The sequence below is a fragment of the Streptomyces sp. NPDC059917 genome, assembly GCF_042730635.1.
GTDB lineage: Bacteria > Actinomycetota > Actinomycetes > Streptomycetales > Streptomycetaceae > Streptomyces.
Genome location: NZ_JBHWLC010000047.1, coordinates 1 through 26859, shown reverse-complemented (window position 1 = coordinate 26859; position 26859 = coordinate 1). Strand labels below are relative to the sequence as shown.

The window sequence follows — 26859 nt, the reverse complement described above, 5'->3', positions numbered from 1 at the left end:
CATGCCTGGTACTGCGATACAGGCCGGGGCGGGGGAAGAAGGTCCGGTCGGCGCGACCGGCCGCCCCACCCTGAGGGTCGGCGACGCGGGCGGCGAGGCGTACGTCGACCCCCGCGCGACCCCGTTGGCCGCCCGCGAGGCCAACCGCGCCGCCGTCGCCGCCCTCCTGGACTCCCTGGGGGTGGCCCACTTCGCCGTCCGCGGCAAGTCCGACCACGGCACGGTCATCGCCGTCGAGGCGTCCGACCGGGACCGGGTGCTCGAAGGGCTGCGCCGCCGCCTCGCCACCGCCGCCGGGCACGTCAGCGCACTGGTCGCCGAGCCGCTGCGCACCCCCCGACCGGTCGCCGGTCACGACGCGGCGGTGTGGCAGCGCGCCCGCACGGCCGCCGCCGTCCAGGTCAGCTGGTACCGGACCGACCCCGGCGGCCACCTGCTCCTGGGGCACGAGTACGGCTGCGCGGTGGAGTTCTGGACCCGCGAGGGCGACCGGCTGATCGCGCCCCGCGCCAACCGCGTCACCTGGTCCGTCGCCGCCGACGGCCCCGCCCTGCTGGGCGCCGGACGGCTCTTCAGCCGCTTCGTGCCCGTCCACACCACCCTCGACGAGGCGCCCGCGCTCGCCACCCGGCCCGAGTTCCTCGTCCCGCTGGTCGAGGACATCGACTTCCCCGTGGACGCCGTCTTCACCTGGGTCGACGGCACCGACCCCGTCTGGGCCGCCCGCAAGGCCGCCGCCCGGGGCGAGGCCTACCACGCCGAATCGGCCAGCGACGCCCGCTTCCTCAACCGCGACGAGCTGCGCTACTCGCTGCGCTCGCTGCACCTGTTCGCGCCCTGGATCCGCACGGTCCACGTGGTCACCGACGACCAGGTGCCCGCCTGGATGCGGCGCGACCTGCCGGGCTTCCGCATCGTCAGCCACCGCGAGATCTTCCGGAACCCGGCCGACCTGCCCACCTTCAACTCGCACGCCATCGAGAGCCGACTGCACCACGTCCCCGGACTCTCCGAGCACTTCCTCTACTTCAACGACGACATGTTCCTCGGCCGCCCGCTGACCCCGCACGCCTTCTTCACCCCCGTCGGCACGGCCCGCTACTTCCCCTCCCCGAACCGCATCCCGCAGGGCCCGGTGACCGACGCCGACACCCCCGTCGACGCCGCCTGCAAGAACAACCGGGCGCTGCTGCTGGAGCGGTTCGGCCGGGTCATCACCCAGCCGATGGAGCACATCCCCTACGCCCTGCGCCGCAGCGCGATGGCCGAGGCCGAGGCGGACTTCCCGCGCGAGTGGGCCCGTACCTCGGCCAGCCGGTTCCGTGCGATGACCGACCTGTCGCCGACCTCGTCCCTGGCGCTGTACTACGCGGCGCTCACCGGCCGGGCCCAGCCCGGCTCGATGGCCTTCACCTACCTCCAACTGGCCGTACCGGACCTCGCGCGGCGCCTGGAGCGCCTGCTCAAGGGCCGGGATCAGGACTCCTTCTGCCTCAACGACGCCTTCTCCACCCCGGAGGACATGGCGGTGCAGCAGGAACTCCTGAGCGGATTCCTGGACGCCTACTTCCCGGTCCCCGGACCCTGCGAACTCTGAGAAGGAGCGTGCGAGATGCAAGATTCCGGATCGAACAGTTCCGCCTCCGAGGTCTACCAGAAGCTGGTGCCCCGGCCCGTGCGCACCGTGGCCATGAACACCGTGCCCGTACCGGTGCGCCGCACGCTCAAGAAGCGGCTGGACCGCGCCCTGGTCCAGCGCGAGTCCCGGCTGCACCAGCGGGCCCTGCGCCGACTGCGCACCACGGACTTCAGCAACCTGCCCGAGGGCCGGACCAAGGCCGCGGACGGCCGGGTCGGCCATGTCCACGCGAGCCTCACCGCCGACCTCGCCCGCCGCACCGACCTCGCGCTGGTCACCACCGTGCTGGACGCGGCGAAGATCCCCTGGTTCACCGTGCCCGCGCTCGACGACCGCCGGATGTGCCTGGCCGTCCCCCGCGCGCACAAGCGCGCCGTGCGCCGCGTGCTGCGCGCGCTGCTGGAACGGCAGACCGGATACGTGGTCTCCGTCCTGCCGGGCAAGGACGACACCGCCAAGATCCCCGGCAGCCACGTCAAGGCCTGGAAGCACTACGGCGCCTCCCGGGTCATCCGCGTCGTGTGGCTGCGCGCCGACCCCACCGGCTCGCTCTGGGTCGGCGAGAACCAGGGCGTGGAGATCGAGTTCTGGACCGCGGACACCGGCCGGGCCGCCCCCCGGCTGGTGGGCCCGCGCCCCAACCGGGTGCAGCGGGTCGTCCCGGCCGACGACCCGCGGCCCGTCGAGATCACCCACGACCGGCTCACCGGTTACGCCGACACCGACGCGGGCGCCGCGCCGACCCGCACCCGGGCCGGTTTCGACGTGCCGCGCCTGGAAGAGGTCACCTTCCCCGTGGACGCGGCCGTGCTCTGGTGCCACGACGAGCCGTGGGCGCAGGCGCTGCTGCGCGCCACCCTGCGGTCCCTGCACCAGTACGCCCCCTGGATCGACCGGGTGCACGTCCTCGCGCTCGCGCCCGTCCCGCCGTGGGTGCACGCCGACGACCGGCTGCGGATCGTGCCCGTCGGCCCGGACGCGGAGCAGGAGCTGCACGCGGTGCCCGGCCTCGCCGACCGGTTCCTGTACTTCCGGCCCGGCGCCCTGCTCGGCCGCCCCGTGCGGCCCTTCGACTACTTCACCGCGCTCGGCGGCACCCGGCCCCGGCGCGGGCCCTGGACCCCGCGCGAGGCGGCCGCGCCCTGGACCGGCTGGGCCTACTCCTTCACCCAGCGCGCGGTGACCCACGGCTACGCGCCGGGCCCCCAGCCGTACGCGCGCGAGATCCTCGCGGCGGTGGCCGACGGCTTCGGCGGCCACCGGCCGCCCGACGCGGGCCAGTACGCCCCGGAACTGGAGGGGACCCACCCGCTGGACGGGGTCGTCCACCACGCCGCGCACTTCTCCGGGCACGCCGAACCCTCCGGCGAGGCCACGATCGCGGTGCACGCGGCCGTGCCCGGCGTCACCCGCTGGCTCGACCGGCTCCTCGTGCGCCGCGACGCCCAGCAGATGCAGCTGAGCGGGCTGGGCTCGCCCGACGCGCTCGACCACGGCGGGACCCGGTCCGTACTGGACTTCCTGCGCCGGTACTACCCCGTGCCCAGCCCCTACGAGCAGGCCGTGGCCGAGCCCGCCGCCGCGCCGGAGACCGCCGCCGCGAGCGCCCCCACCGGCTTCGACTCCGCCTCCGCCCTCCTGGCCGGTTTCTCCACCGAGGCGTTCGACACCGACGCCGGGAGCGGCTTCGACGCCGTGGGCTTCGCTTTCGAGACGGACCTCGACGGGGACCCCGGCGCACCCCCGGTGCGGACCGTGCGCGGGGAGGCGGGCACCCCTTCATGACCGCGGCCAATCCCGAAGCGTCCCCGGCGGTCGCCCTCTACCGGGCCGTCCTGCCCACCCGGCTGCGCCGCGGCCTGGCCCGGCGCGTCCCCGTCGGGCTGCGCACCGTGGTCAAGCGGCTGCTGCGCGGGGCCCGCTTCGGCTTCGGCCCGGCCCGGTCGCTGCGCGCCCGGCGGGCCCGCGCGCGCTGGCCGCACCTCTTCCAGGAGGGCGAGGGGCTGGCCGTACTGGTCGGCACCGGCGCCCGGATCGCGCTGGTGCGCTCGACGGCCTCGCCGCTCGGGCTGCGGGAGGCCAACCTCGAACTGGTCGCGGGCGCCCTGGAGCAGGCGGGCGTCGACTACTTCGCCGTGCGCGGGGCCAGCGACCTGCGCGCCTGCTTCGCCGTGCGCGAGGAGGACCGGCCACGGGTGGCCGACGCCCTGCGCGCGTGCGGGCGCCGGACCCCGCTGTACGTCGCCCACGCCGGTGCGGAGGACGCGGTCCAGCAGCCCCCGCGGCCCCCGCAGGCCCCCGGCCGGGCCGCGCTCGGCGGCTCGCGCCGCGGCCGCCGCACCACCGGCGCGGCCGCCGTGCTCCGCGTCGGCATGGTCTGGCGGGACCCGGGCGGCTCGCTCTCCCTCGGCCTCGAATACGGCTGCGACCTGGAGTTCTGGCAGCACGAGGAGGGGCGGCTGATCGCGCCCCGGCCGAACCGGGTGACCAGCAGCGTGCCCGTCGACGCCCCCCGGATCACCGTCCCCGTGGGTCGGCTCACCACCTTCTGCGCCCGCCACACGCACCGCACCCGGCAGGTCCGCACCGTCGAGCCCTACGCCGCCGCGCTCCCCGAGGACGTGCGCTTCCCCGTCGACGTCGTCTACACCTGGGTCGACGGCGACGACCCGGAGTGGCGGCGGCGCCGCCGCGAACAGGGCGGCGAGGGCTACCACGCGGAGTCCGCCAACCCCGCGCGCTACCTCAACCGCGACGAACTGCGCTACTCGCTGCGCTCGGTGGCACAGCACGCGCCCTGGGCCCGGCGGATCTTCCTCGTCACCGACCGGCAGCGGCCGCACTGGCTGGACGCCGACCACCCCCGGATCACGGTGGTCGACCACCGGGAGATATTCGACGACCCCGCGGCCCTGCCCACCTTCAACTCCCACGCCATCGAGAGCCGACTGCACCACATCGACGGCCTCGCCGAGCACTTCCTGTACTTCAACGACGACATGTTCCTCGGCCGCCCCGTCACCCCCCAGGACTTCTTCCTGTCCAACGGGATGACCCGGGTGTTCCTGTCGCCCGCCCAGATACCGCGGCCCGGCGTCGCCCCCGGGGACCGCCCGGTGGACGCGGCCGGCAAGAACAACCGGCGGATCATCGAGGAGCTCTTCGGCACCACCCTCGTGCAGAAGATCCGGCACGCCCCCTACCCGCTGCGCCGCAGCGTGCTGTCCGAGATGGAGGAGCGGTTCGCCGGACCGCACCGGGCCACCACCTTCAGCCGCTTCCGCAGCGCGAGCGACATCTCCATCCCGTCCTCCCTCTACCACTACTACGCCTACCTGACCGGTCGCGCGGTGCCCTCGGACATCGCCTACGCCTACCTGCCCCTGGACCGGCCCGAGGTCGAGCGCCGGCTGAACATCCTGCTGGCCCGCCGCGACCGCCAGGCCTTCTGCGTCAACGACACCGTCTCCGACGGCCGCGACCAGGAGCGCCAGGAGCGGATGCTCCAGGGCTTCCTGCGGTCCTACTTCCCCGTCCCCGGTCCCTTCGAGCGGAAGGAGTTCCACGACCGATGAAGATCTCCTTCCTGATCAACAACATCTACGGCATCGGCGGCACCAACCGGACGGTGATCAACCTCGCCGAGGCCCTGTCCGCGGACCACGAGGTCGAGATCGTCTCGGTGTTCCGGCGCACCGGCGCGCCCCCCAAGTTCGCCATCTCCCCGCAGGTCGCCGTCCGTGCCCTGGTGGACCTGCGGCCCGGCCGCACCGGCGCGGACCGGGGCCACCCGGACCTGGCCGGACCCACCCTGGTGGTGCCCCGCCAGGAGGAGTTCCACGAGCAGTACAGCGCCCTGTCCGACCGGCGGATCATCGACGAGCTGAGCGGGACCGGCGCCGACGTCGTGGTCGGCACCCGGCCCAGCCTGAACCTCTTCGTCGCCCGGTACACCCGGGAGGGCGCGCTGCGGGTGGCCCAGGAGCACATGACGCACCTGGCCGTCCCCGGCGCCGTACGGGCCGAGATGGCCCGGGAGTACCCGCGCCTCGACCTCGTCACCACGGTCACCGAGGCCGACGCCCGCTCCTTCCGCACGCACACCCCGGTCCCCGGGGTGCCCGTGCACGCCGTCCCCAACAGCGTCCCGCGGCCGGTGGTCGCGCCCTCCGACGGCACCCGCAAGGTCATCGTCAGCGCGGGCCGCATGCACCACGTCAAGCGCTACGACCTGCTGGTCCGCGCCTTCGCCCGGCTCGCCCCCGAGTTCCCGGACTGGCGGCTGCGGATCTACGGCGACGGGGACGAGGCCGGGGCGCTGCGGACCCTGGTCAACGACCTGGACCTGGCCGGCCGGATCCTGCTGATGGGCGGCTTCTCGCCGATCGAGTCGGAGTGGGCCAAGGGCTCGATCGCGGCGGTGACCTCCAGCGCCGAGTCCTTCGGGATGACCCTGGTCGAAGCCATGCGCTGCGGTCTGCCCGTCGTCGCCACCGACTGCCCGGTCGGCCCCCGCGAGATCCTGCGCGACGGCGAGGACGGCCTCCTCGTCGCCAACGGCGACGTCGCCGCCATCGCCGAGGGACTCGGCCGACTGATGGCCGACGCGCCGCTGCGCGCCACGATGGCCGCCGCCGCACTGCGCAACGCGGAGCGCTACGACCCCGCCGTGATCGCCGCCCGTTACACGGCGCTGTTCGAGGAGGCCGCCGGTCGCCGCGCGGCCGCCCGTTCCGGCTACCGCAGGCCCACGGCCGCCCGGCTGGGGCGCCCGCCGGGCGACAGCGCCCCGCCCGAGTCGCCGAAGAGCGCCGTGTGCCACGTCGAGGCACCGGACGCGGGATGGCTGGCCCTGACCTGCGACGGCCCCGCGGGGAGCAAGGGCCGCGGCGCCTTCCTGCTGCGCCACCGCCCCTCCAGCGGCTCCCGGCTGCCCGACCTGCTCCTGGACACCGAGCGGGCGACGCTGCCCACGGGGGCCGTGCGGCACACCGCCGTCGTCCCGCCCGCCGCCCTGGACCACCTCGGCGACGGCCGGTGGCGGGTCATGCTCTCCACCGGCAAGGGCGACCCCGTCCACCTCAAGGCGGGGATCCGCGACACCCGGGGGCTCATCGACGCCCGCGCCCGCCTCCTCCAAGCCCCCGGCGCCGGACCGGTCCTGTGGAACCTGCCCTACGCGCAGCCGAACGGCGCCCTGATGCTGCGCACCGTGCGCCGCGAGGCGCACGCGGAAGCCAGCGGGGTCCTCGTCGGCGAGGACGGGATCACCGTCACCGGGGTGCTCTGCGGAGCGCGGACCCTGGAGCACGGCGCCCGCTTCGTGCTCGTACGGCGCGGTGCGCACCGCAGCGAGCTGTCGCTCCCGGTGGAGGTGCTCGGCGAGCGCTCCTTCCGGATGGAACTGCCCCTGGTCCAGCTGGTCGAGGACCGCCTCGCCCGCTGGGAGGACTGGGACTGGTGGCTCCAGCCCGACCCCGCGCACCGGCGCCGGGTGCGCGTCTGCCACCTCTTCGAGGACTTCCCCGACGTGCGGGGCGCCTACCCGTACCCCGCCGTTCCCCTCTCCGCCGACGACGTGTCCCGCTTCGTCGTCGTGCACCCGTCCCGGCCGGTCCGAGTCCGGCCCTACTGCTCCGTCTCCGGAGCCATGGCTATGAACGTGGTGGACCGATGAACCGAAACCGATCGATCCTGCACGTCGTCGCCCACCAGGACGACGACCTGTACTTCATGAACCCGGACCTGGTCCGCTCGCTCCAGGACGGCGACCCCGTCGCCACGGTCGTCCTGACGGCGGGCGAGGGCGACGGCATCAACGCCGACACCAACGACCCGGAGCGGGCCGCGCTGCCCACCGACTACGCGGGCTACAGCACGGCCCGCGGCTGCGGCCTGCGCTCCGCGTACGCGCGGATGGCCACCGGCGAGCGCGACAGCCCCTGGGCGCGCGAGATCACCGAGCTGGTGCCCGGCTTCGCGGTGGAGCGCTTCACCCTCCTCGCCCAGCCGTCCGTGCGGATGTACTTCTGCCAGCTGCACATGGGCGTGCCCACGCCCGCCGGCCCCCGCACCCGGATGTTCGAGCTGTGGAACGGCGTCCACCCCAGCCAGGCGACCGTGCCGGTGCACGGCTCGGCGCTGACCGAGGTCCAGCAGGTCTCCCGCGAGATGGTCGTCGCCGGTCTCGCCGCGCTGCTCGCCGAGATCCGGCCCACCACCGTCCGCACCCTGGACCCCGACCCGGAACACGACGGCGGCAAGAGCGAGTTCGTCACCTCCGACCACGTCGACCACGCCACCACCGCCGAGTTCGCCATCGCGGCCCTGGCCCGCTACCGGGAGGGCGCGGAGCGCGCCCCGGTCGTCGAGTTCTACCGCGCCTACGCCAACCGCTTCTGGGGCCCGAACCTGGACCGCATGGAGCTGGCCGAGAAGGCCGACTACCTGGCCACCTACATGGGCCTGGACGCCACCCACTGCCCGCAGGGCACCTGCCAGGTCTGCGGCGACCGCCAGCTCGGCCCCAACCCGTACCGCAGCACCCACATGCGCAGCACCGCCTACCGCTACTCGCCCGCCACCGACTGGCTCCGGCTCGGTCCCGGCGGCCGCCTGAACGCCTTCACCGTGCTCGCGGGCCGCCTGGTGTTCTTCACCGAGACCGGTCCGGGCACCGGCCGCTGGCAGGGCCCCTTCCCGCTCGGCGACGGCTGGCTCGCCCCCACGGTCGCGCTGGCCGGGGTGGCCGGGGGACCGGCGCACGTGGTGGCGCAGCGCCGCCGCACGGCCGAGGGCGGCGCGGTCGGCATCGACCTGGTGTACACGACGCAGCACGCCGACGGCAGCGGCTTCAGCGGCTGGCAGTCGCTGGAGTCCCCGGAATGGGTCCACGCGGACGGCCGCCGCCAGCGCGAACTCGGGGTCCCGATGGCCGCGGTGGACGGCGCGGGCCTGCTGTACGTCTTCGCCCGCAACTTCGACCAGGGCGTCTCCATGCGGCGCCAGAACGCCCAGGGCGGCTGGGAGCCCTGGGTGGGCCTCGGCGGCAGCTTCCTCCAGGACGCGGGCACCGCGATCACCACCGAGTTCGGCACCGTCGAGCTGTACGTACCGGGCAAGAGCTCCGTGGTCCGCTGGTTCCAGAAGGAGCCGGGCGCGCCCTTCACCCGCGACGACTCCCTGGTGACCGGGCCCGTGGCCACCGGCGGGATCACCGCCGTGAACTCCGGCGGCGGCCGCACCTGCCTCTACTTCCGCGAGGCCGGCACCCAGCAGGTCATGGCGTACCGCCAGCACGACACCGGCCGCTGGCCCGGCTCGGGCGCGGGCGTCGGCGGCGCCGGCGGTACGGGCGCGGTCGCCGCGCTGTGGGCCCCGCAGCGCGGTGCCCGCGAGGCCCACCTGGCCCACCGCAGCGGCCGCGGCCGGCTCGCGGTCTCGCTGCCCGACCGGGAGAAGGACGTCTCCGGGGCCCGCTGGCGGGAGGGCGGCGAGATGTTCGTCCAGGCCCCCTCGCTCGCCTACGACGCGGCGGGCGCCGTGGTCGTCGCGGTCGTCGGGACGGACGGGCGGCTCCACGTCCGCCGCCAGCTCGCCCCGGAGACGGGCAGCCCGCTGGGGCCCGTCGTGACGGCGTGAGGCGGCGGCGCCTGGCGGCGCTGGGGCTGGTCCTGGTGCTCGCCGCGGCCCTGGGCTGGGCCCGCGGCGGCGCCGACGCCCCGCTGTGGGACGGGTCCGGGGAAGCGGATCCGGCCGCCGGGCCCGCGGTGGTGGTCCTGCAGTGGAACATCTGCGGGGCCGCCCACCAGTGCAGCAACCGGGGCGCCGCGGGCAAGGGCACCTCGGTCGCCCGGCTGGTGGACGAGGTGGCGCTGCGCCATCCCGACCTGCTCGGCGTCAACGAGATCTGCCGCGGCCAGTTCGAGGCGCTGCAGGCCGTCTTCAAGGAGCGCGGCCTGGCCCTGCAGGGTGCCTACCAGCAGATGCACGGCAACGTGCCGGCCTGCGGCGACGACAGCTCCTACGGGCTGGCGGTGTTCTCCCGCGAGGCGCCGACCGGCCCGCCGAGCTACCGGCCCTTCACCGACACGGACGGCGAGACCTACCGGGCCGCGGGCCGCTCGGAGCCGGTGCTGCGCGGGCTGCTCTGCCTGCCCACCCGGGCCCGGGGCCGGGCGGTGACCTTCTGCGGGACCCACGCGGGGACCGCCGACAGCCAGCTGAAGGAACTCCACCGCTGGTTCGGCGACCCGACCCTCTTCGCGCCCACCACCCCGGTGATCCTGGCGGGCGACCTGAACCAGCAGCCCAACGAGGGCTCCCTGGCCGGGCTGTACGGGCACACGCGCGGCGAGAAGGACCAGCACGAGCCCGACGGGCGCTTCCTGGAGGCGGACGAGCGCAACCGGCGCTGGTTCAAGATGGGCGGGACCGGGGGAGTGCGCTGCCACGACCCCGTACCGGCGCGGTGCCGCAACGGCGCGCCGACCGCCGAGGACGGCCGCAAGATCGATTACGTCTTCGCCACCGAGGCCCACTTCACCGCCCCCCGGGCGGCCACGATCAAGGCTCCGGAGTCGGACCACGTCCTGTACGAGGGCGTCTTCCAGTTCCGCGGGTAGCGCCGGAACGCGCAACGGCGGGCGGTACGGGATCGCTCCCGTACCGCCCGCCGTCCGTCGTGCGGTGGTGTTCCCGTTACGCCGGGACGCTCGCCAGGCCCGGGGCGAGGAACTTCTTGCCGTTCACCCGCTCCGAGACGCCCTCGCGGTCCAGGTACGGCGTGACGCCGCCCAGGTGGAAGGGCCAGCCCGCGCCGGTGATCAGGCAGAGGTCGATGTCCTGGGCCTCGGCCACGACACCCTCCTCCAGCATCAGGCCGATCTCCTGCGCCACCGCGTCCAGGACGCGCATCCGGACCTGCTCCTCGGTCAGGACGCTGTCGCCCTGGACGAGCAGCGCGGCGACCTCGGGGTCGAGCTCCGGCTTGAAGCCGTTCTCCGGCTTGTAGACGTAGAAGCCGCGCTTGCCGGCCTCGACGACCCGCTTGAGGTTCGGCGAGACGGTGAACCGGTCCGGGAAGGCGCGGTTCAGGGTCTCGGACACGTGCAGACCGATGGCCGGACCGACCAGCTCCAGCAGCACCAGCGGGGACATCGGCAGGCCGAGCGGCTCGATGGCCTTCTCCGCCGTGACCACCGGGGTGCCCTCGTCGATGACGTTCTGGATCTCGCCCATGAAGCGGGTGAGGATGCGGTTCACGACGAACGCCGGGGCGTCCTTGGTGAGGACCGCGGTCTTCTTCAGCTTGCGCGCCACGCCGAAGGCCGTGGCCAGCGAGGCGTCGTCGGTCTGCTCGCCGCGGACGATCTCCAGCAGCGGGAGGATCGCGACCGGGTTGAAGAAGTGGAAGCCGACCACGCGCTCCGGGTGCTGGAGCTTGGAGGCCATCTCCGACACCGACAGCGAGGAGGTGTTGGTGGCGAGGATCGCGTGCGCCGGAGCGACCGCCTCGACCTCCGCGAACACCTTCTGCTTGACGGACATCTCCTCGAACACGGCCTCGATGATGAAGTCCGCGTCCGCGAAGCCCTCGGCCTTGTCCAGGACACCGCTCACCAGGCCGGTCAGGCGGTTGGCCTTGTCCTGGTTGATGCGGCCCTTGCCGAGCAGCTTCTGGATCTCGGCGTGGACGTAGCCCACGCCCTTGTCCACGCGCTCCTGGTCGATGTCGGTGAGCACCACCGGCACCTCCAGGCGGCGCAGGAAGAGCAGCGCCAGCTGCGAGGCCATCAGGCCCGCGCCGACGACGCCGACCTTGGTGACCGGGCGGGCCAGGGCCTTGTCCGGGGCGCCGGCCGGGCGCTTGGCGCGCTTCTGGACCAGGTTGAAGGCGTAGATCCCGGAGCGCAGTTCGCCGCCCATGATGAGGTCGGCCAGGGCCGCGTCCTCGGCGTCGAAGCCCTTCTGGAGGTCCCCGTCCTTGGCGGCCTCGATGATCTCCAGCGCGCGGTAGGCGGCCGGGGCCGCGCCGTGCACCTTGGAGTCGGCGATGGCGCGGCCGCGGGCGACCGCCGCGTCCCAGGCCTCGCCGCGCTCGACCTCGGCGCGTACGACCTCGGTCTTGCCGGCCAGGACGTTCGCCGTCCAGATCAGCGACTGCTCCAGGAAGTCCGCACCCTCGAAGAGGGCGTCGGCGATGCCCAGCTCGAAGACCTGCTTCCCCTTGAGCTGGCGGTTCTGGTTCATCGAGTTCTCGATGATCACCGAGACCGCGCGGTCCGCGCCGATCAGGTTCGGCAGCAGGGCGCAGCCGCCCCAGCCGGGGACCAGACCGAGGAAGACCTCGGGCAGGGAGAAGGCCGGGATGGCCTTCGAGACGGTGCGGTAGGTGCAGTGCAGACCGACCTCGACACCGCCGCCCATCGCCGCGCCGTTGTAGTAGGCGAAGGTGGGGACGGCCAGCGCGGCCAGGCGCTTGAAGACGTCGTGGCCGCCCTTGCCGATGGCGAGCGCCTCGTCGTGCTTCTTGAGCAGCTCGACGCCCTTGAGGTCGGCGCCGACCGCGAAGATGAACGGCTTGCCGGTCAGGCCCGCACCGACGATGGAGCCCGCGAGGGCCTCCTGCTCCAGCTGGTCGATCGCCGCGTTCAGGTTGGCGAGGGACTGCGGACCGAAGGTGGTCGGCTTGGTGTGGTCCAGGCCGTTGTCCAGCGTGACGAGCGCGAAGCGCCCGGCGCCGAACGGCAGGTCGAGGTGGCGGACGTGCGCCTGCGTGACGACCTCGTCCGGGAACAGCTCGGCCGCGCCCTTCAGGAGCTCAGTGGTGGTGGTGCTCACTTGCTGCCTCCGTCGAAGTGCGGGTTCTCCCAGATGGTGGTCGCGCCCATGCCGAAGCCGACGCACATGGTGGTCAGGCCGTAGCGGACGTGCGGCTGCTCCTCGAACTGGCGGGCCAGCTGGGTGAGCAGGCGGACGCCGGAGGAGGCGAGCGGGTGACCGTAGGCGATGGCGCCGCCGTACTGGTTGACGCGCGCGTCGTCGTCCGCGATGCCGTAGTGCTCCAGGAAGGCCAGCACCTGGACGGCGAAGGCCTCGTTGATCTCGAAGAGACCGATGTCGGAGATCGACAGGCCGCCCTGGGCGAGGGCCTTCTCGGTGGCCGGGATCGGGCCGTAGCCCATGACCTCCGGCTCCACGCCGGCGAAGGCGTAGGAGACCAGGCGCATCTTGACCGGGAGGTTGTTCTCGCGGGCGAAGTCCTCGGAGGCGAGGATCGAGGCGGTGGCGCCGTCGTTGAGACCGGCGGCGTTGCCCGCGGTGACGCGTCCGTGCGTACGGAACGGCGTCTTGAGGTTCGCCAGGTTCTCCAGGGTGGTGCCCGGGCGCATCGGCTCGTCGGTGGTGACCAGGCCCCAGCCCGTCTCACCGACCTCCGGGTTGGTGTTGCGCACCGAGACCGGCACCAGGTCCTGCTGGATCTTGCCGTCGGCGTACGCCTTGGCGGCCTTCTCCTGCGAGCGCACGGCGTACTCGTCGGCGCGGAGCTTGGTGATGGTGGGGTAGCGGTCGTGCAGGTTCTCCGCCGTCATGCCCATGAAGAGGGCGGACTCGTCGACCAGCTTCTCGCTGACGAAGCGCGGGTTCGGGTCCACGCCCTCGCCCATCGGGTGGCGGCCCATGTGCTCGACGCCACCGGCGATGACCACGTCGTAGGCGCCGAAGGCGATGGAACCGGCGGCGGTCGTCACGGCCGTGAGCGCACCGGCGCACATGCGGTCGATGGAGTAGCCGGGGACCGACTGCGGCAGGCCCGCGAGGATGCCGGCCGTGCGGCCCAGCGTCAGGCCCTGGTCGCCGATCTGGGTGGTCGCGGCGATGGCGACCTCGTCGATCTTCGCGGGGTCCAGGTCCGGGTTGCGGCGCAGCAGCTCCCGGATCGCCTTGACGACGAGGTCGTCGGCCCGGGTCTCGTGGTAGATGCCCTTCGGGCCCGCCTTGCCGAACGGGGTGCGGACGCCGTCGACGAAGACGACGTCCCTGACGGTACGAGGCACGATGGCTCTCCTCCAGGGTGCGGGGTGGCACTGCTGCGCGGGGGCGCGGCCAGATGTCCTGAGCGCCCGCTCACCTGCCCCATGCTACTTGCGGGTAACCCTTGTGGACACCCCCACCCGAAGGAGCGTCGAAGGTCACACTCCGGCGCTCCTCCCGCCGACCCCCGGGCGCGTCAGCCCGTACGGCGCCCGAGGGCCCGGGCGCGGGACGCGGCGCCGCCCGCCACCGGCCGCCCCGGGGCGCCGCACATCGCGCCGCCCGGCTCGGCCGAGGAGCGCAGCACGTCCCGGACGAAGGCGCCCCGGCGCACCCCGAGGCCGCGCAGGGCCGGGCCGTGGTCGACGGACACGACCACGGCCGCGCCCGCGAGGAGCACCTGCCAGGCCGCGACCACCGCCCGGCGGCCCGGCCGGGGGAGTCCCGCCAGCCCCTCCCGCAGCCGTCGGCAGTGGAAGGGCACGTGGCGCTCCTCGTCCGCCAGGATCCGCCCCGCCACCTCCGCCACCAGCGGGTCCGCGGCGCCGTCCCGCACCGCCCGGTAGTACCGCAGCGCCACCACCTCGGCCACCATGAGCACCAGCAGCTCCACCCGCAGCCCCAGCGTCCGGCGCAGCCGGACGAACACCGTGTCGCTCCAGTGGCCGGACAGCGTGTCCGCGCCGCCCGCCGCCAGCAGGAGCGCCAGCATCCGCGCGTGGTTCTGCTCCTCGGCCACGAAGAGCCGGACCGCCCGCGCGTACGCCGGGTCCCCCGCGCGCCGCGCCTTGCCGATCAGCGCGGAGCCGTCCCCGTCCTCACCGACCTGGAACCGCTGCAGGCTCCGCACCAGCGCCGGATCCAGCACGGCGCCCCCGCTCCAGTCGGGGTCGCCCACCCGGGCGCGGCGCTCCCGCTCGGCCTCGAAGTCCCGTACCCATGCGTCGTACCCCCATTTGATCATGTTCAAAAACTAGCTCGATTTGAGCATGTTCAAAAGCGGATCGGCGGGTCTGTTGCCGAACCGGGACAGACGCGGCGGCGCCGGACGACGAAGAACCCCCGGTCCTCGGGACCGGGGGTTCTGGGCGCGCGGGGCGCGGGGGACGGGTCGGGCAGGGGTGGTCAGGCGGTGGCCGAGAGGGCCGTCACCAGCGCCGGGGTGACCTGCTCGATCTGCCAGGCGCGGGCTCCGTAGGAGGCCAGGGCCTCGGCCACGGAAGCGTCGGAGACCCGGAAGGGGGGCTCCCAGCACAGCCGCCGGACGCTGTCCGGGGTGATCAGGTTCTCCTGGGGCAGGTTCAGCCCCTCGGCCAGCGCGGAGACGGCCGTGCGGGCCGCCGCCAGCCGGGCCGCGGCGGCCGGGTCCTTGTCCGCCCAGGAGCGCGGCGGCGGGGGGCCGGCCGGGGTGGCCCCGGGCTGCGGCAGCTCGTTCTCGGGCAGGGCCTTGGCGCGGTCCACGGCCGCCATCCACTGCTCCAGCTGGCGCCGGCCGATCCGCTGCCCGTAACCGGGCAGGGCGGACAGTGCCTGCACGTTGAGCGGGAGGGCGAGGGCGGCCTCGACGATCGCCGCATCGCCCAAAACCTTGCCCGGGGATACGTCACGTCGCTGGGCGATCCGGTCGCGGGCCTCCCACAATTCGCGCACGACGGCCATCTGCCGGCGGCGCCGCACCTTGTGCATTCCGGAGGTCCGCCGCCAGGGGTCCTTGCGCGGCGGGGCGGGCGGGGCGGCGGCGATGGCGTCGAACTCCTGGTGCGCCCAGTCGAGCTTGCCCTGCCGGTCCAGCTCCTTCTCCAGCGCGTTGCGCAGGTCCACCAGCAGCTCCACGTCCAGAGCGGCGTAGCGCAGCCACGGCTCCGGCAGCGGGCGGGTGGACCAGTCGACGGCGGAATGGCCCTTCTCCAGCGCGTAGCCGAGCACGCTCTCGACCATCGCGCCGAGTCCGACCCGGGGGAAGCCGGCGAGGCGACCGGCCAGCTCGGTGTCGAACAGGGAGGTGGGCACCATGCCTATTTCGCGCAGGCACGGCAGGTCCTGGGTGGCGGCGTGCAGGATCCACTCGGTGCCGGACAGCGCCTCGCCGAGCGAGGAGAGGTCGGGGCACCCCACGGGGTCGATCAGCGCGGATCCGGCCCCTTCGCGGCGGAGCTGCACCAGGTAGGCGCGCTGGCCGTAGCGGTACCCGGAGGCGCGCTCGGCGTCGACGGCCACGGGTCCCGTGCCCGCGGCGAAGGCCGCGACCACACGGGCGAGGGCCTCGTCGTCGGCGACCACGGGAGGGATGCCCTCGCGCGGTTCGAGCAGGGGGATGGGCAGCCCATCGGACGAAACCTCGTCGTCCGGGGGGCCGCCCCCGGTGGTGGTGCGCAGGTCTGCTGCGGTCTCTTGGGCGTCGGTCACCGGTCAAGGGTATCGGTGGATGCGCCGCGCCCGTCGCCGGAACGTTCCGGCGACGGGCGCGAGGTGGGAAGACGGACGTTCCCCCGGGTGCCCCGGTGTGCCGTCCGGCGGTGACCGGGGGCGTGGGCCGGGGACCCTGGGGTCGGGGTCAGTGGATGATCCCGGTCCGCAGTGCGACGGCGACCATCCCGGCCCGGTCGCCGGTGCCCAGCTTGCGGGCGATCCGGGCGAGGTGGGACTTGACGGTCAGGGCGGACAGGCCCATCGAGACGCCGATGGCCTTGTTGGACTGGCCCTCCGCGACGAGGCGCAGGACCTCGACCTCGCGGCCGGACAGCTCGCGGTAGCCGCCCGGGTGGCTCGGGGCACCCGGGGGGCGGCGGTGCATCCGGGCGGCGGCCGCGCCGATGGGCGCGGTGCCGGGCCGGCTGGGGAGCCCGATGTTGGTACGGGTTCCGGTGACGACGTAGCCCTTGACTCCGCCCGCGAGGGCGTTGCGTACCGCGCCGATGTCGTCGGCGGCGGACAGGGCCAGGCCGTTGGGCCAGCCCGCGGCACGGGTCTCGGAGAGCAGGGTGAGACCGGAACCGTCGGGCAGGTGCACGTCGGCCACGCAGATGTCGCGCGGGCTTCCGACGCGGGGGCGGGCCTCCGCGATGGACGAAGCCTCGATGACGTCACGAACCCCGAGAGCCCACAGGTGGCGGGTCACGGTGGAGCGGACGCGCGGGTCGGCCACGACAACCATGGCCGTCGGCTTGTTCGGGCGGTAGGCGACCAGGCTTGCGGGCTGCTCGAGAAGAACGGACACCAGGCCTCCTGAGGGAGTGGCGAGTGGGTGGCGGCCGGGGAAGGAGCCGCTGCCCACCGTGCGGATGGTCATTGACTCCTTCGGCACGTCACCCGCCCGGCTTTAGGGAATGATCACGATTTAGTGAGTAACAATTCGGGCAATTCGGACGCGCGATCGATCAAGGGTTGATCAGAAGGCCGCATCCGACGCCCCGTTCCGACAGCCGGATACCGGCGCGGGCGGGGGTCCCGGGGTCCCGCCGGGGCCGTGGCGGCCGACGCCGGGGCGCCGCGCGACCACCCGCGGGGGCCGCGCGACAGGGCCGTCCGGCCCCTTCGCTACGGGTGGTGCGGACCGCGCCGCTGTGGCAGGGAGACCACCGCCGTGTCCACGGGCCCGACCGGCGGCAGCCCCGCGGTCTGGCACAGCAGGTCGCACCAGGCGGCCAGGTGGGCCGCCGTGTCCGGCACCCCGCCCACCCCCTCGCGGGGCGTCCACGAGGCTCTGATCTCGATCTGCGTCGCGGGCCGGCGCTCCGCGAGCCCGCCGAAGTAGTGCGACCCGGCCATCGTCACCGTGCCGCTCGCCTCCCCGTACGTCAGCCCGCGCGCGTCCAGCGCCCCGGTCAGCCAGGACCAGCACACCTCGGGGAGGAGCGGGTCGGCGGCCATCTCCGGCTCCAGCTCCGCCCGTACGAGCGTCACCAGCCGGAAGGTCCCGTGCCAGGCGTCGTGCCCGGACGGGTCGTGGAGCAGGATGAGCCGCCCGTCGGCGAGGTCGTCCTCGCCGTCGACGACCGCGGCTTCCAGCGCGTAGGCGTACGGAGCCAGTCGCTGGGGCGCCTTCGTCGGGTCGATCTCGATCCCGGGGCGCAGCCGCGCCTTCTTCAAGCCGTCGACCGCCCGCCGGAACGGGAGCGGGACGGAGCTCTCCTTCGCGCTGTCCACACCGTCAGCGCCATCTGAAAATCGTCCCTGAGCCGCAGCCATGCGGGGAAGACTAGGCGCAGCGGACGCCCGTACGGCGCAGGGACACCCGCGCCGGGCCGGGCACTTCTTCATACGTGCGAAGATTTGGGTCGTGAGCGCCAACGAGAGCCCGAAGGGCACGCCGAGTCAGACGTACGATTCCGCCTTCCTGAAGGCCTGCCGCCGCGAGCCGGTGCCGCACACGCCCGTGTGGTTCATGCGCCAGGCGGGGCGCTCGCTCCCCGAGTACCGCAAGGTCCGCGAGGGCACGCAGATGCTGGAATCCTGCATGCGGCCCGACCTGGTCACCGAGATCACGATGCAGCCCGTGCGCCGCCACGGCGTGGACGCGGCCATCTTCTTCTCCGACATCGTGGTCCCGCTCAAGGCCATCGGCATCGACCTGGACATCAAGCCGGGCGTCGGCCCGGTCGTCGCCCAGCCGATCCGCCGCCGCGAGGACCTCGCACAGCTGCGCGACCTCACCCCCGAGGACGTCTGGTACGTCACCGAGGCCATCGGCCTCCTCACGGGTGAACTCGGCGGCACGCCGTTGATCGGTTTCGCCGGTGCGCCCTTCACCCTCGCGAGCTACCTCGTCGAGGGCGGCCCGTCCAAGAACCACGAGCACACCAAGGCCCTGATGTACGGGGACCCGGAGCTGTGGGCGGAGCTGCTCGACCGGCTGGCCGAGATCACCTCCGCCTTCCTCAAGGTCCAGATCGAGGCGGGCGCCTCCGCGGTCCAGCTCTTCGACTCCTGGGTCGGCGCGCTCGCCCCGGCGGACTACCGCCGCTCGGTGATGCCCGCCTCCGCGAAGGTCCTGGAGTCCGTCGCCTCCTACGGCGTCCCGCGGATCCACTTCGGCGTGGGCACGGGCGAACTCCTCGGCCTCATGGGCGAGGCCGGCGCCGACGTCGTGGGCGTCGACTACCGGGTCTCGCTGGCCGACGCCGTGCGCCGGGTCGGCCCCGGCAAGGCGCTCCAGGGCAACCTGGACCCGGCGGTCCTCTTCTCCACCACCGAGGCCGTGGAGGCCAAGACCCGCGAGGTCCTGGACGCGGCCGCCGGTCTGGAGGGCCACATCTTCAACCTGGGCCACGGCGTGCTCCCCACGACCGACCCGACGGCCCTGACCCGCCTGGTGGACTACGTCCACACCCGGACGCAGAGCTGACGCGCGCGGGCGGGCCGGTGATCGGCACGGCCGATTCCAGCCCGCCCGGCGTTCGAGGACCGGGGTCCCGGGGCGGCGGGGGTCAGACCCCCGCCGAGCGGACCGCCGCCACCGCCTTGCGCGCGGCGACCAGCACCGGATCCCACACGGGAGAGAACGGCGGCGCGTACCCCAGGTCCAGCGAGACGACCTGGTCGACCGTCATCCCGGCCGTCAGCGCCACCGCCGCGATGTCCACCCGCTTCGCGGCCCCCGCCCCGCCCACGATCTGGACCCCCAGGAGCCGACCCGAGCGCTGCTCGGCCAGCATCTTGACCGTCATCTCCGCCGCCCCCGGGTAGTACCCGGCCGTGTTCGTGGAGCGGATCGTCGAGGTCACGAAGCGCAGGCCCACCTCCCGCGCGTCCCGCTCGCGCAGGCCCGTACGGGCGATCTCCAGGTCGCACACCTTGCTCACCGCGGTGCCCACCACCCCGGGGAAGGTCGCGTAGCCGCCGCCCACCCCCGAGCCGATCACCTGCCCGTGCTTGTTGGCGTGCGTGCCCAGCGGGATGTGCCGGGTGCGGCCCGACACCAGGTCCAGCACCTCCACGCAGTCCCCACCGGCCCAGATGTTCTCGTGCCCCCGGACCCGCATGGCGAGGTCCGTCAGCAGCCCGCCCGACTCCCCGAGCGGCAGCCCGGCCGCCCGGGCCAGGCCGGTGCGCGGCTCCACGCCGATGCCGAGCACCACCACGTCCGCCGGGTACTCCTCGCCCGTCGCCGTGGCCACCGCGCGGGCCCGGCCCTCCTCGTCGGTGAGGATCTTCGTGACCTCGGCCCCCGCCACCGTACGGATCCCCATCGCGTTCATCGCCGCGTGCACCAGGCCGCCCATGTCCGGGTCCAAGGTGGCCATCGGCTGCGCGCCCCGGTGCAGGACCGTCACCTCGAAGCCCCGCAGGACCAGGGCCTCCGCCATCTCCACGCCGATGTAGCCCGCGCCGACCACCACCGCGCGCCGGACGTCCCCGCGTTCCAGGGTGTCCATCAGGCGCTGCCCGTCGTCCAGGGACTGGACGCCGTGCACCCCCCGCGCGTCGATCCCGGGCAGCCGGGGACGGACCGGGCGGGCGCCGGTCGCCAGGACCAGCCGGTCGTAACCCGTCCAGGATTCGGACCCCGATTCCAGATCCCGGGCGCGCACCCGCTGGCCGGCCAGGTCCAACTCCAGCACCTCGGTCCCGGTGCGCAGGTCGATCCCGCGCGCCCGGTGCTCCTCGGGGGTCCGGGCGATCAGCTCGTCCGGTCCGGCGACGGCCCCGCCGATCCAGTACGGGATCCCGCACGCGGAGTACGAGGTGAAGCCCGTCCGTTCGAAGGCGACGATGTCCAGCTCCGCCGGGCCCTTGAGCCGCCGGGCCTGCGAGGCGGCGGACATCCCCGCCGCGTCGCCGCCGACCACCACCAGTCGTTCCGTCGCCGCCATCGCCCCTACCGTCCCTCCGTCGTCCTGCACGTCGGTAACACGCTACGTCCGAACGGACGTTCAGTCCGTCACGTCCCGCTCCGATTCCGGCGGCGCCGCGGCGGCCCCGGGTCGGCCCGGGGTCGGCCCGGGGTCGGCCCCGACGCGGTCACGGTCCGGCCGCGGTGATCGGTCTGAGACGATGTGTCCATGCAGGAAGCGGACATGAGTACGGGCGGACGCGCCGACGACGACCCCGATGAGCGGCGCGGCTCCGGCCGGCCCGGCCACGCGGTGGTCATCGGCGGCGGCATCGCCGGACTCGCGGCGGCCCACCGGCTGCTCGCCACCGGCGCGCGGGTGACCGTGCTGGAGGCCGGTGCGCGGCTCGGCGGCAAGCTGCGCGCCGGGGAACTCGCCGGGCTCCCCGTCGACCTCGGCGCCGAATCCGTGCTCGCCCGCCGCCCCGAAGCCGTGGAGCTGGCCCGGGCCGTCGGCCTCGGGGACGCCCTGCAGGCACCCGCCACCGCCACCGCCGCCCTGTGGACCCGGGGCGCCCTGCGGCCGATGCCGCGCGGCCACGTCATGGGCGTCCCGGGCGACCCGGCCCTGCTGGCCGCCTCGGGCGTGCTCTCCGCCGAGGGCCTCGCCCGGATCGCCGCCGACGCGGAGCTCGCCCCCACCGAGCTGGGCGAGGACGTGGCCGTCGGCGCGTACGTCGCCGCCCGGCTCGGCCGCGAGGTCGTGGACCGGCTCGTGGAACCGCTGCTCGGCGGGGTCTACGCCGGGGACGCCTACCGGATCTCGATGCGGGCCGCCGTGCCCCAGCTCTTCGAGGCCGCCCGCACCCACCGCTCGCTCGCCGAGGGCGTCCGGGAGATCCAGCGCCGGGCCGCCGAGCGGCCGCAGGACACCGGCCCCGTCTTCGCGGGCATCGAGGGCGGCATCGGCCGCCTCCCGCTCGCCGTCGCCGAGGCCTGCCGCGCCGCCGGGGCGCGGATCCTGACCGGGACGCCCGTGCGCGAACTGCTGCGCACGCCGACGGGCTGGCGCGTGGTGACCGGCGGCTCCGGCTCCGCCCCGGCCGAGGTCATCGAGGCCGACGCCGTGGTCCTGGCCACCCCCGCGGGCCCCGCGGCGACCCTGCTGGAGCGCCTCGCGCCCGCGGCCGCCGGAGAGCTGCGCGGGGTCGACTACGCCTCGATGGCGCTGGTCACCCTGGCCTTCCGGCGCTCCGAACTGCCGGCCGGGCTGACCGGCAGCGGCTTCCTGGTGCCGCCGGTGGACGGCCGCACCATCAAGGCGTCGACCTTCTCCAGCAACAAGTGGGCCTGGTCGGGCACCGACCCGGACCTGTTCCTGCTGCGGACCTCCGTCGGCCGCCACGGCGACGAGGCCGTCCTGGAGCGGGAGGACGCCGAGCTGGTCGACGTATCGCTCGCGGACCTCGGCGAGGCCGTGGGGCTGGCCGCCCGCCCGGTGGCCTCGGCCGTCACCCGCTGGACCGGCGGACTGCCGCAGTACCCGGTCGGGCACCTGGACCGGGTGGCCCGGATCCGGACGGCCGTCGCGGGCCTGCCCGGGCTCGCGGTGTGCGGCGCGCTGTACGACGGCGTGGGCATCCCGGCGTGCGTCGCCAGCGCGCACCGGGCCGTCGACGCGGTGGCCGGGGCACTGGCCGCGGGGCGCTCCGGCGCGCCCGCGGCGGGCTCCGCGAGCGCGTTCGGCACCCCAGGCACAGAGCACTGATCAGGACACGGGACAATAGGCACATGACTGCACCAGAGAAGATTCCCAACGCGGGGAAGAAGGCCAAGGACCTCAACGAGGTCATTCGCTACACCCTGTGGTCCGTCTTCAAGCTGAAGGACGTCCTCCCGGAGGACCGCGCCGGTTACGCCGACGAGGTCCAGGAGCTGTTCGACCAGCTCGCCGCGAAGGACATCACCGTCCGCGGCAGTTACGACGTCTCCGGCCTGCGCGCCGACGCGGACATCATGATCTGGTGGCACGCCGAGACCTCGGACGAGCTGCAGACCGCCTACAACCTGTTCCGCCGCACCAAGCTGGGCCGCGCGCTGGAGCCGGTGTGGTCGAACATGGCCCTGCACCGCCCGGCCGAGTTCAACAAGTCGCACATCCCGGCCTTCCTGGCCGACGAGAACCCGCGCGACTACGTCAGCGTGTACCCCTTCGTACGCAGCTACGACTGGTACCTGCTGCCCGACGAGGACCGTCGCCGCATGCTCAAGGACCACGGCATGATGGCCCGCGGCTACCCGGACGTGCGTGCCAACACCGTCGCCTCCTTCTCGCTGGGCGACTACGAGTGGATGCTGGCCTTCGAGGCCGACGAGCTGTACCGCATCGTCGACCTCATGCGTCACCTGCGCGCCTCCGAGGCCCGCATGCACGTCCGCGAAGAGGTGCCCTTCTACACCGGGCGCCGCAAGTCCGTCGCCGATCTGGTGGCCGGGCTCGCCTGATACCTCCCCTGGGGGGAAGGACCGGAGGACCGCGTGTTCAGACCGACGCGGCCTCCGGGGATCGGGAGGCCCTGCCCCCGAATCGACGCAGCCGGAGATCCCGCCCGGAAGTTCAGACGACTGGCGGCAGCGACACCCTTCGGGTGCCCGCTGCCCGGTCGTCCAGCGACACCGGTGCGGGCTCCGGATGCGGCGCACACGCGACGCGCCACCCCGCCGTGGCACCCGTCAGCAGATACCGCTCCACGTGCCGGTCCACGCAGTCGTTGCGTCCGCCGACCACGCCGTGGGTACCGGCCCCCGTCTCCGTGACCAGCGCGGCCCGCGGCCCGAGCCTGCGCTGGAGTTCCAGCGCCCCCGGGTAGGGGGTCGCCCCGTCCCGCTCGGCGGCCACCACCAGCGTCGGGGGCAGCGCCGCCCGCACCCCCTCGCCCGCGCCCCCGCCCACGTCCACCGGACGCTGCCGCCGCGCGGCCGCCGGCCAGGAGGCGCAGGGCAGGTTCAGGAAGGCGTTGGACCAGGTCTCGAAGGGGGCGCTCCGGGCCAGTTCGGTGTTGTCGCGGTCCCAGGTGGCCCAGTCCTCGGGCCAGGGCGCGTCGTTGCACAGCACCGCCGTGTAGACCGCCCGCGCGTTCTCGACCTCGGCGGCCGCCGCCGGGTCCGGCCCGGCCTGCTCGATCAGCGGCCCCGGGTCGCCGCGCAGGTAGGCGCCGAGCGCCGCCGCCCGCCGCGGCCAGACCTCGTCGTAGTACGCCGCCCGCAGGTACGCCGCCTGCAACTCGCCGGTGCCGACGACCCCGCCCGCGGGCTCGCGGGCCACCCGGGCCCGGACCGCCTCGTAGCTCGCACCGACCGCCGCGGCCGTCCGGCCCAGCCCGTAGACGTCGTGGTGGCGGGCCGCCCAGGCGCGGAAGTCGGCCCAGCGCCGCTCGAACGCGGCCGATTGGGCGAGGTTGTTGCGGTACCAGATCCGCGCCGGATCCGGATCGACCGCCGAGTCGAGGACCAACCGGCGCACCTGGCCCGGATAGAGCGTCGCGTAGACCGCCCCGAGGTAGGTCCCGTACGAGGCCCCCAGGAAGTTGAGCCGCGCCTCGCCCAGCGCGGCGCGCAACACGTACAGGTCCCGGACGTTGTCGAGGGTGGTGTAGTGCGCCAGCGCCGCGCCCGCCCGGCGCGCGCAGCCCCGCGCGTACTCCTCGGCGGCGGCGAGCCGCTGGCGCTTGTAGGCCGGGGAGGGCCGCTCCGGGACCTGGGTGGGACCCTCGGGCCGCGCCGCGGGGTCCCGGCAGGAGAGCGGGGCCGAGCGGCCGACCCCGCGCGGGGCGTAGCCGACCAGGTCGTAGGCGGCGGCGACGCGCCGCCACTCGGGCAGGTCGGCGACGAGCGGGAAGTACATGCCGGAGGCGCCGGGGCCGCCGGGGTTGTAGACGAGGGAGCCCTGGCGGGCGCCCCGGGCGCCGGTGGCGGTGACCCGGCTGACGGTCAGCGAGATCTGCGGCCCGTCGGGGCGGGCGTAGTCGAGCGGTACGCGCAGCAGGGCGCAGCGCACGGGGGCGGCCAGCCCCTCGCTCGCGGGGCAGGCGCGGAAGTCGAGCCGGTGCGCGGCGGCCCGGTGGGCCACGATCTCGGCCCCCAGGCGCCCGGCGCGCTCGACGGCGGTCTCGGCGTGCGGGAGGGGGCGGGGGGCGGGGCCCTCGGCGGCCCGGGCGGCGGCCGTGGGTGCGCACAGGGCGAGGGAGAGGAGCGCCGCGGCGGCTCCGTAGCGGGTCGGCGTCGTCCGCATGGCGGCCCCTGTCGTCTCATCGGATCAACTGATGGGACGACAGGCCGGTGCGGTTGTACAGGATCACCGCCGGGTGTCGCGCTCAGTACTCCCGTTGCCGCGGGAGCGTCCCCCGGTTGCCGCAGGACAGCGCGGCGCGCAGGTCCGGATCCCCGAGGGCGCGCACCCCGTGCACGGCGACGGCCACGAGCGGTTCGCCGCGCCCGCGCCCGCGCTCGCGGTCCAGGGCGGTCAGCAGCCTCTGTCCGGCGGGGGAGGCCCACGCGGAGTAGGGATGGGACTCGACGCGGGCGATGGCCAGGCAGCCCAGCGTGAGGATCAACGGCAGCGCGAACCAGCACATGATGAAGGTGGGGGAGGCGCCGCCGGAGGGCACGACGAGGGAGGCGGCGGCCATCACGAGGATCAACGCGCTGGCCCCGCGCACGGCTTCGACCCCGGAGGCGACCCCCGCGCGGGCGTCCTCGGGCAGGGCGAGCCCGGCCTCGCCGAGCCGGCCGGCGAGCGCCCGTACGGCTTCGTGGGCGGCCACCGCGGTGCGGACGGACTCCACCGGCGACTGTCCGTCGGGTCCGAAGGCGTCCAGCGCCGCACGCTCCAGCGGATCGCGGCCGACCGGATCCAGTACGGTCGCCCACCCGGTGCGGGTCAGCAGCAGGCGCCGCCGGCGCTCCATGGAGAGCAGCGTCAGGTCGGCGACCCGCCGGGGACCGCCCGCCAGGTAGGCGACCTCGTACAGGGTCAGTTCGTCGTGGTGGTGCGCGGTGGCGCCGCCGGTGGCGGGCGGCGCGTCGTCGGTCGCGGCGCTCAGCAGGCGGGCGCACGACAACAGCGCTCCGGCCCAGGCCGTCAGGAGGAACAGGACCCAGAACATGGCCAGTTTCTACAAGGTGTTGAAGCTCCTGGTCGGGGGTGGTGCCGAGGCGTGAGCACCTCGTGACGCGCTCGTGATGAAGGGTCAGGAACTGCTGGAGCAGCTGGAACCGGACGAACTACTGCAACTCGAACCACCGCAACTCGAACTGCTGCAGCTCGAACCGCTGGAGCCGCCGCAGCCGGAACCGCCGGAGGAGCCACCGCAGCTGCTCCCCGAGGAGCCGCAACCGGATCCCGAACCGCCGCAGCTCGACCCGGAGGTCCCGCCACAGCCGCTCGGTCCGCCGCCGTCGCTCCCGGCGCACCATACGACGGGCAGCACGTCGGGGGAAGACCCGGTCCCGTGGGCGTCGTGACGGCCGCCGTGGCGACCGCGGGCAGCCGCGGACGAGGCGGCGGCGCGGGCGCCGAGCCGGGCGGCGGGCAGCAACTGCGCCCGCAGGTACGGATCCCGGACGCCCACCAGCCCCAACAGCGCGGCCTGGACCGGTGCGCCGCGGTCGTGCGCGTACTGGGCGCGCATCTCGTGCAGGGCCCGCCGCCCGGCCGTGGTGACCCGGCCCCGTGCCCGGGCGGCGCCCATCACGCCCGCCACCCCGCCGCCCAGCAGGGCGGGGAGCACCTCGACGACGAAGGGCACGTGGAAGGAATGGTCCAGCGGCCCCGCGAACTGCACGATGGTGGCCGCGACCGACAGCGGGAGGCCCAGCACGCAGACGACGACCTGGACGATCCCCCAGCGCCGCCAGATCCGGCCGGTGCCGGGCAGGGCGATCAGCCCGCGGTCGGCCAGGTCGTCACCGATCTCCTGGACGGCGGGATCCCGCATCGCCGCCAGCCGCAGCACGTGCAGGGCCCCCGAGGGCGCCGTGGAGTGCGCCAGGAGCACCGCCCGCTCGGCGGGGTCGTGGGCCCGTACCCCGGGCAGGGCGTGGACGATGCCCGGACCGCCGACGACGAGTCGACCGTCGCACAGCAGCGAGACGAGCGCGGCGTCGACCACCCGGCCCGGACCCCCGGAGAGGAAGGCGGCCTCGGAGAGGTCGTGCAGCCGGGGCACGGGACCGGCCGGGCGGGTGCGGAAGCGGCGGATCCCCAGGTGCAGCGCGAGCGAGGAGAGGAGGACGGCCACCCAGACGCAGCCGGCGAGCACGTTCATCTCGCACCCCGCCCCGCCGCCGCGGCGGTGTCCGCGGAGCGGTCGGCGGGCACCGCGCCGGACGCCGGGCGCGCGGGGTGCCCGCC

The 26859-nt window shown here is 74.5% G+C and carries 19 protein-coding genes; 9 read left to right on the top strand and 10 right to left on the bottom strand.

The window, feature by feature from the left end; translation table 11 throughout:
* Position 1: 1 nt before the first annotated feature.
* The 6 genes from ACFWAR_RS25195 to ACFWAR_RS25170 are packed head-to-tail and all read left to right on the top strand — an operon-like array spanning position 2 to position 10263.
* A complete protein-coding gene (locus ACFWAR_RS25195) occupies positions 2-1597 on the top strand; it encodes a stealth family protein (protein WP_385781199.1) in 1596 nt (531 codons plus the stop codon).
* Positions 1598-1612: 15 nt separating this feature from the next.
* Positions 1613-3424 (top strand): sugar phosphotransferase, encoded by a 1812-nt coding sequence (locus ACFWAR_RS25190; RefSeq protein WP_385781196.1) that lies wholly within the window; start codon positions 1613-1615, stop codon positions 3422-3424.
* On the top strand, positions 3421-5214 hold the full coding sequence (locus ACFWAR_RS25185; RefSeq protein WP_385781193.1) for a stealth family protein: 1794 nt from the start codon (positions 3421-3423) through the stop codon (positions 5212-5214). Before ACFWAR_RS25190 ends, ACFWAR_RS25185 begins: the two co-directional genes overlap by 4 nt.
* A complete protein-coding gene (locus ACFWAR_RS25180) occupies positions 5211-7316 on the top strand; it encodes a glycosyltransferase family 4 protein (protein WP_385781191.1) in 2106 nt (701 codons plus the stop codon). Before ACFWAR_RS25185 ends, ACFWAR_RS25180 begins: the two co-directional genes overlap by 4 nt.
* Positions 7313-9280, top strand: a complete 1968-nt coding sequence (locus tag ACFWAR_RS25175) for a PIG-L family deacetylase (protein ID WP_385781189.1) — start codon at positions 7313-7315, stop codon at positions 9278-9280. The genes ACFWAR_RS25180 and ACFWAR_RS25175 overlap by 4 nt, the downstream gene beginning before the upstream one ends.
* Positions 9277-10263, top strand: coding sequence for an endonuclease/exonuclease/phosphatase family protein (locus tag ACFWAR_RS25170; protein ID WP_385781186.1), 987 nt, complete (start codon positions 9277-9279; stop codon positions 10261-10263). The genes ACFWAR_RS25175 and ACFWAR_RS25170 overlap by 4 nt, the downstream gene beginning before the upstream one ends.
* Positions 10264-10339: 76 nt before the next feature.
* Here ACFWAR_RS25170 and ACFWAR_RS25165 read toward each other — a convergent pair whose 3' ends face one another.
* The 6 genes from ACFWAR_RS25165 to ACFWAR_RS25140 all read right to left on the bottom strand — a co-directional run bounded on the left by ACFWAR_RS25165 (position 10340) and on the right by ACFWAR_RS25140 (position 17863).
* The gene (locus ACFWAR_RS25165; protein WP_385781183.1) at positions 10340-12481 is read right to left on the bottom strand and encodes a 3-hydroxyacyl-CoA dehydrogenase NAD-binding domain-containing protein; all 2142 of its coding nucleotides are present in this window, start codon (positions 12479-12481) and stop codon (positions 10340-10342) included.
* Complete coding sequence (locus ACFWAR_RS25160) at positions 12478-13698, bottom strand: acetyl-CoA C-acyltransferase (protein WP_330333263.1); 1221 nt, start codon at positions 13696-13698, stop codon at positions 12478-12480. The genes ACFWAR_RS25165 and ACFWAR_RS25160 overlap by 4 nt, the downstream gene beginning before the upstream one ends.
* A gap of 173 nt (positions 13699-13871) precedes the next feature.
* Positions 13872-14639: a ferritin-like domain-containing protein gene (locus ACFWAR_RS25155; RefSeq protein ID WP_385781180.1), complete on the bottom strand. Its 768-nt coding sequence runs from the start codon at positions 14637-14639 to the stop codon at positions 13872-13874.
* A gap of 161 nt (positions 14640-14800) precedes the next feature.
* Positions 14801-16081, bottom strand: coding sequence for an HRDC domain-containing protein (locus tag ACFWAR_RS25150; RefSeq protein ID WP_385781177.1), 1281 nt, complete (start codon positions 16079-16081; stop codon positions 14801-14803).
* 148 nt (positions 16082-16229) lie between these two features.
* Positions 16230-16892 (bottom strand): LuxR C-terminal-related transcriptional regulator, encoded by a 663-nt coding sequence (locus ACFWAR_RS25145; RefSeq protein WP_385781174.1) that lies wholly within the window; start codon positions 16890-16892, stop codon positions 16230-16232.
* Between the two features lie 320 nt (positions 16893-17212).
* Positions 17213-17863, bottom strand: a complete 651-nt coding sequence (locus tag ACFWAR_RS25140) for a DUF3000 domain-containing protein (protein WP_354379178.1) — start codon at positions 17861-17863, stop codon at positions 17213-17215.
* A 91-nt stretch (positions 17864-17954) separates the two neighbouring features.
* On the opposite strand from ACFWAR_RS25140, the gene hemE reads away from it, so the two are divergent.
* A complete protein-coding gene (gene hemE / locus ACFWAR_RS25135) occupies positions 17955-19019 on the top strand; it encodes a uroporphyrinogen decarboxylase (protein ID WP_385781172.1) in 1065 nt (354 codons plus the stop codon).
* Positions 19020-19101: 82 nt separating this feature from the next.
* Here hemE and ACFWAR_RS25130 read toward each other — a convergent pair whose 3' ends face one another.
* Positions 19102-20487: an FAD-dependent oxidoreductase gene (locus ACFWAR_RS25130; RefSeq protein ID WP_385781169.1), complete on the bottom strand. Its 1386-nt coding sequence runs from the start codon at positions 20485-20487 to the stop codon at positions 19102-19104.
* Between the two features lie 204 nt (positions 20488-20691).
* On the opposite strand from ACFWAR_RS25130, the gene hemG reads away from it, so the two are divergent.
* Both hemG and hemQ read left to right on the top strand, forming a co-directional pair.
* A complete protein-coding gene (gene hemG, locus ACFWAR_RS25125; protein ID WP_385781166.1) occupies positions 20692-22215 on the top strand; it encodes a protoporphyrinogen oxidase in 1524 nt (507 codons plus the stop codon).
* A 23-nt stretch (positions 22216-22238) separates the two neighbouring features.
* Positions 22239-22952 carry a hydrogen peroxide-dependent heme synthase gene (gene hemQ, locus ACFWAR_RS25120; protein WP_385781163.1) on the top strand — a complete coding sequence of 238 codons (714 nt, stop codon included), beginning with the start codon at positions 22239-22241 and terminating at the stop codon, positions 22950-22952.
* Between the two features lie 112 nt (positions 22953-23064).
* Here the strand turns inward: hemQ and ACFWAR_RS25115 are convergent, their stop codons facing one another.
* The 3 genes from ACFWAR_RS25115 to ACFWAR_RS25105 all read right to left on the bottom strand — a co-directional run bounded on the left by ACFWAR_RS25115 (position 23065) and on the right by ACFWAR_RS25105 (position 26773).
* Positions 23065-24738 (bottom strand): alpha/beta hydrolase, encoded by a 1674-nt coding sequence (locus ACFWAR_RS25115; RefSeq protein WP_385781160.1) that lies wholly within the window; start codon positions 24736-24738, stop codon positions 23065-23067.
* An 82-nt stretch (positions 24739-24820) separates the two neighbouring features.
* Positions 24821-25612, bottom strand: a complete 792-nt coding sequence (locus ACFWAR_RS25110; protein WP_385781158.1) for a TIGR04222 domain-containing membrane protein — start codon at positions 25610-25612, stop codon at positions 24821-24823.
* Positions 25613-25696: 84 nt separating this feature from the next.
* On the bottom strand, positions 25697-26773 hold the full coding sequence (locus tag ACFWAR_RS25105) for a TIGR04222 domain-containing membrane protein (RefSeq protein WP_385781155.1): 1077 nt from the start codon (positions 26771-26773) through the stop codon (positions 25697-25699).
* Between the last annotated feature and the right edge of the window lie 86 nt (positions 26774-26859).

Bases quoted from the DNA above. Each gene is read 5' to 3' on its own strand.
- ACFWAR_RS25155 (WP_385781180.1), bottom strand. From the start codon at position 14,639: ATGATCAAATGGGGGTACGACGCATGGGTACGGGACTTCGAGGCCGAG.
- ACFWAR_RS25180 (WP_385781191.1), top strand. From the start codon at position 5,211: ATGAAGATCTCCTTCCTGATCAACAACATCTACGGCATCGGCGGCACC.
- ACFWAR_RS25110 (WP_385781158.1), bottom strand. From the start codon at position 25,612: ATGTTCTGGGTCCTGTTCCTCCTGACGGCCTGGGCCGGAGCGCTGTTG.
- ACFWAR_RS25105 (WP_385781155.1), bottom strand. From the start codon at position 26,773: ATGAACGTGCTCGCCGGCTGCGTCTGGGTGGCCGTCCTCCTCTCCTCG.
- hemG (WP_385781166.1), top strand. From the start codon at position 20,692: ATGAGTACGGGCGGACGCGCCGACGACGACCCCGATGAGCGGCGCGGC.
- ACFWAR_RS25185 (WP_385781193.1), top strand. From the start codon at position 3,421: ATGACCGCGGCCAATCCCGAAGCGTCCCCGGCGGTCGCCCTCTACCGG.
- ACFWAR_RS25190 (WP_385781196.1), top strand. From the start codon at position 1,613: ATGCAAGATTCCGGATCGAACAGTTCCGCCTCCGAGGTCTACCAGAAG.
- ACFWAR_RS25115 (WP_385781160.1), bottom strand. From the start codon at position 24,738: ATGCGGACGACGCCGACCCGCTACGGAGCCGCCGCGGCGCTCCTCTCC.
- hemQ (WP_385781163.1), top strand. From the start codon at position 22,239: ATGACTGCACCAGAGAAGATTCCCAACGCGGGGAAGAAGGCCAAGGAC.
- ACFWAR_RS25175 (WP_385781189.1), top strand. From the start codon at position 7,313: ATGAACCGAAACCGATCGATCCTGCACGTCGTCGCCCACCAGGACGAC.
- ACFWAR_RS25140 (WP_354379178.1), bottom strand. From the start codon at position 17,863: ATGGCTGCGGCTCAGGGACGATTTTCAGATGGCGCTGACGGTGTGGAC.
- ACFWAR_RS25130 (WP_385781169.1), bottom strand. From the start codon at position 20,487: ATGGCGGCGACGGAACGACTGGTGGTGGTCGGCGGCGACGCGGCGGGG.
- ACFWAR_RS25195 (WP_385781199.1), top strand. From the start codon at position 2: ATGCCTGGTACTGCGATACAGGCCGGGGCGGGGGAAGAAGGTCCGGTC.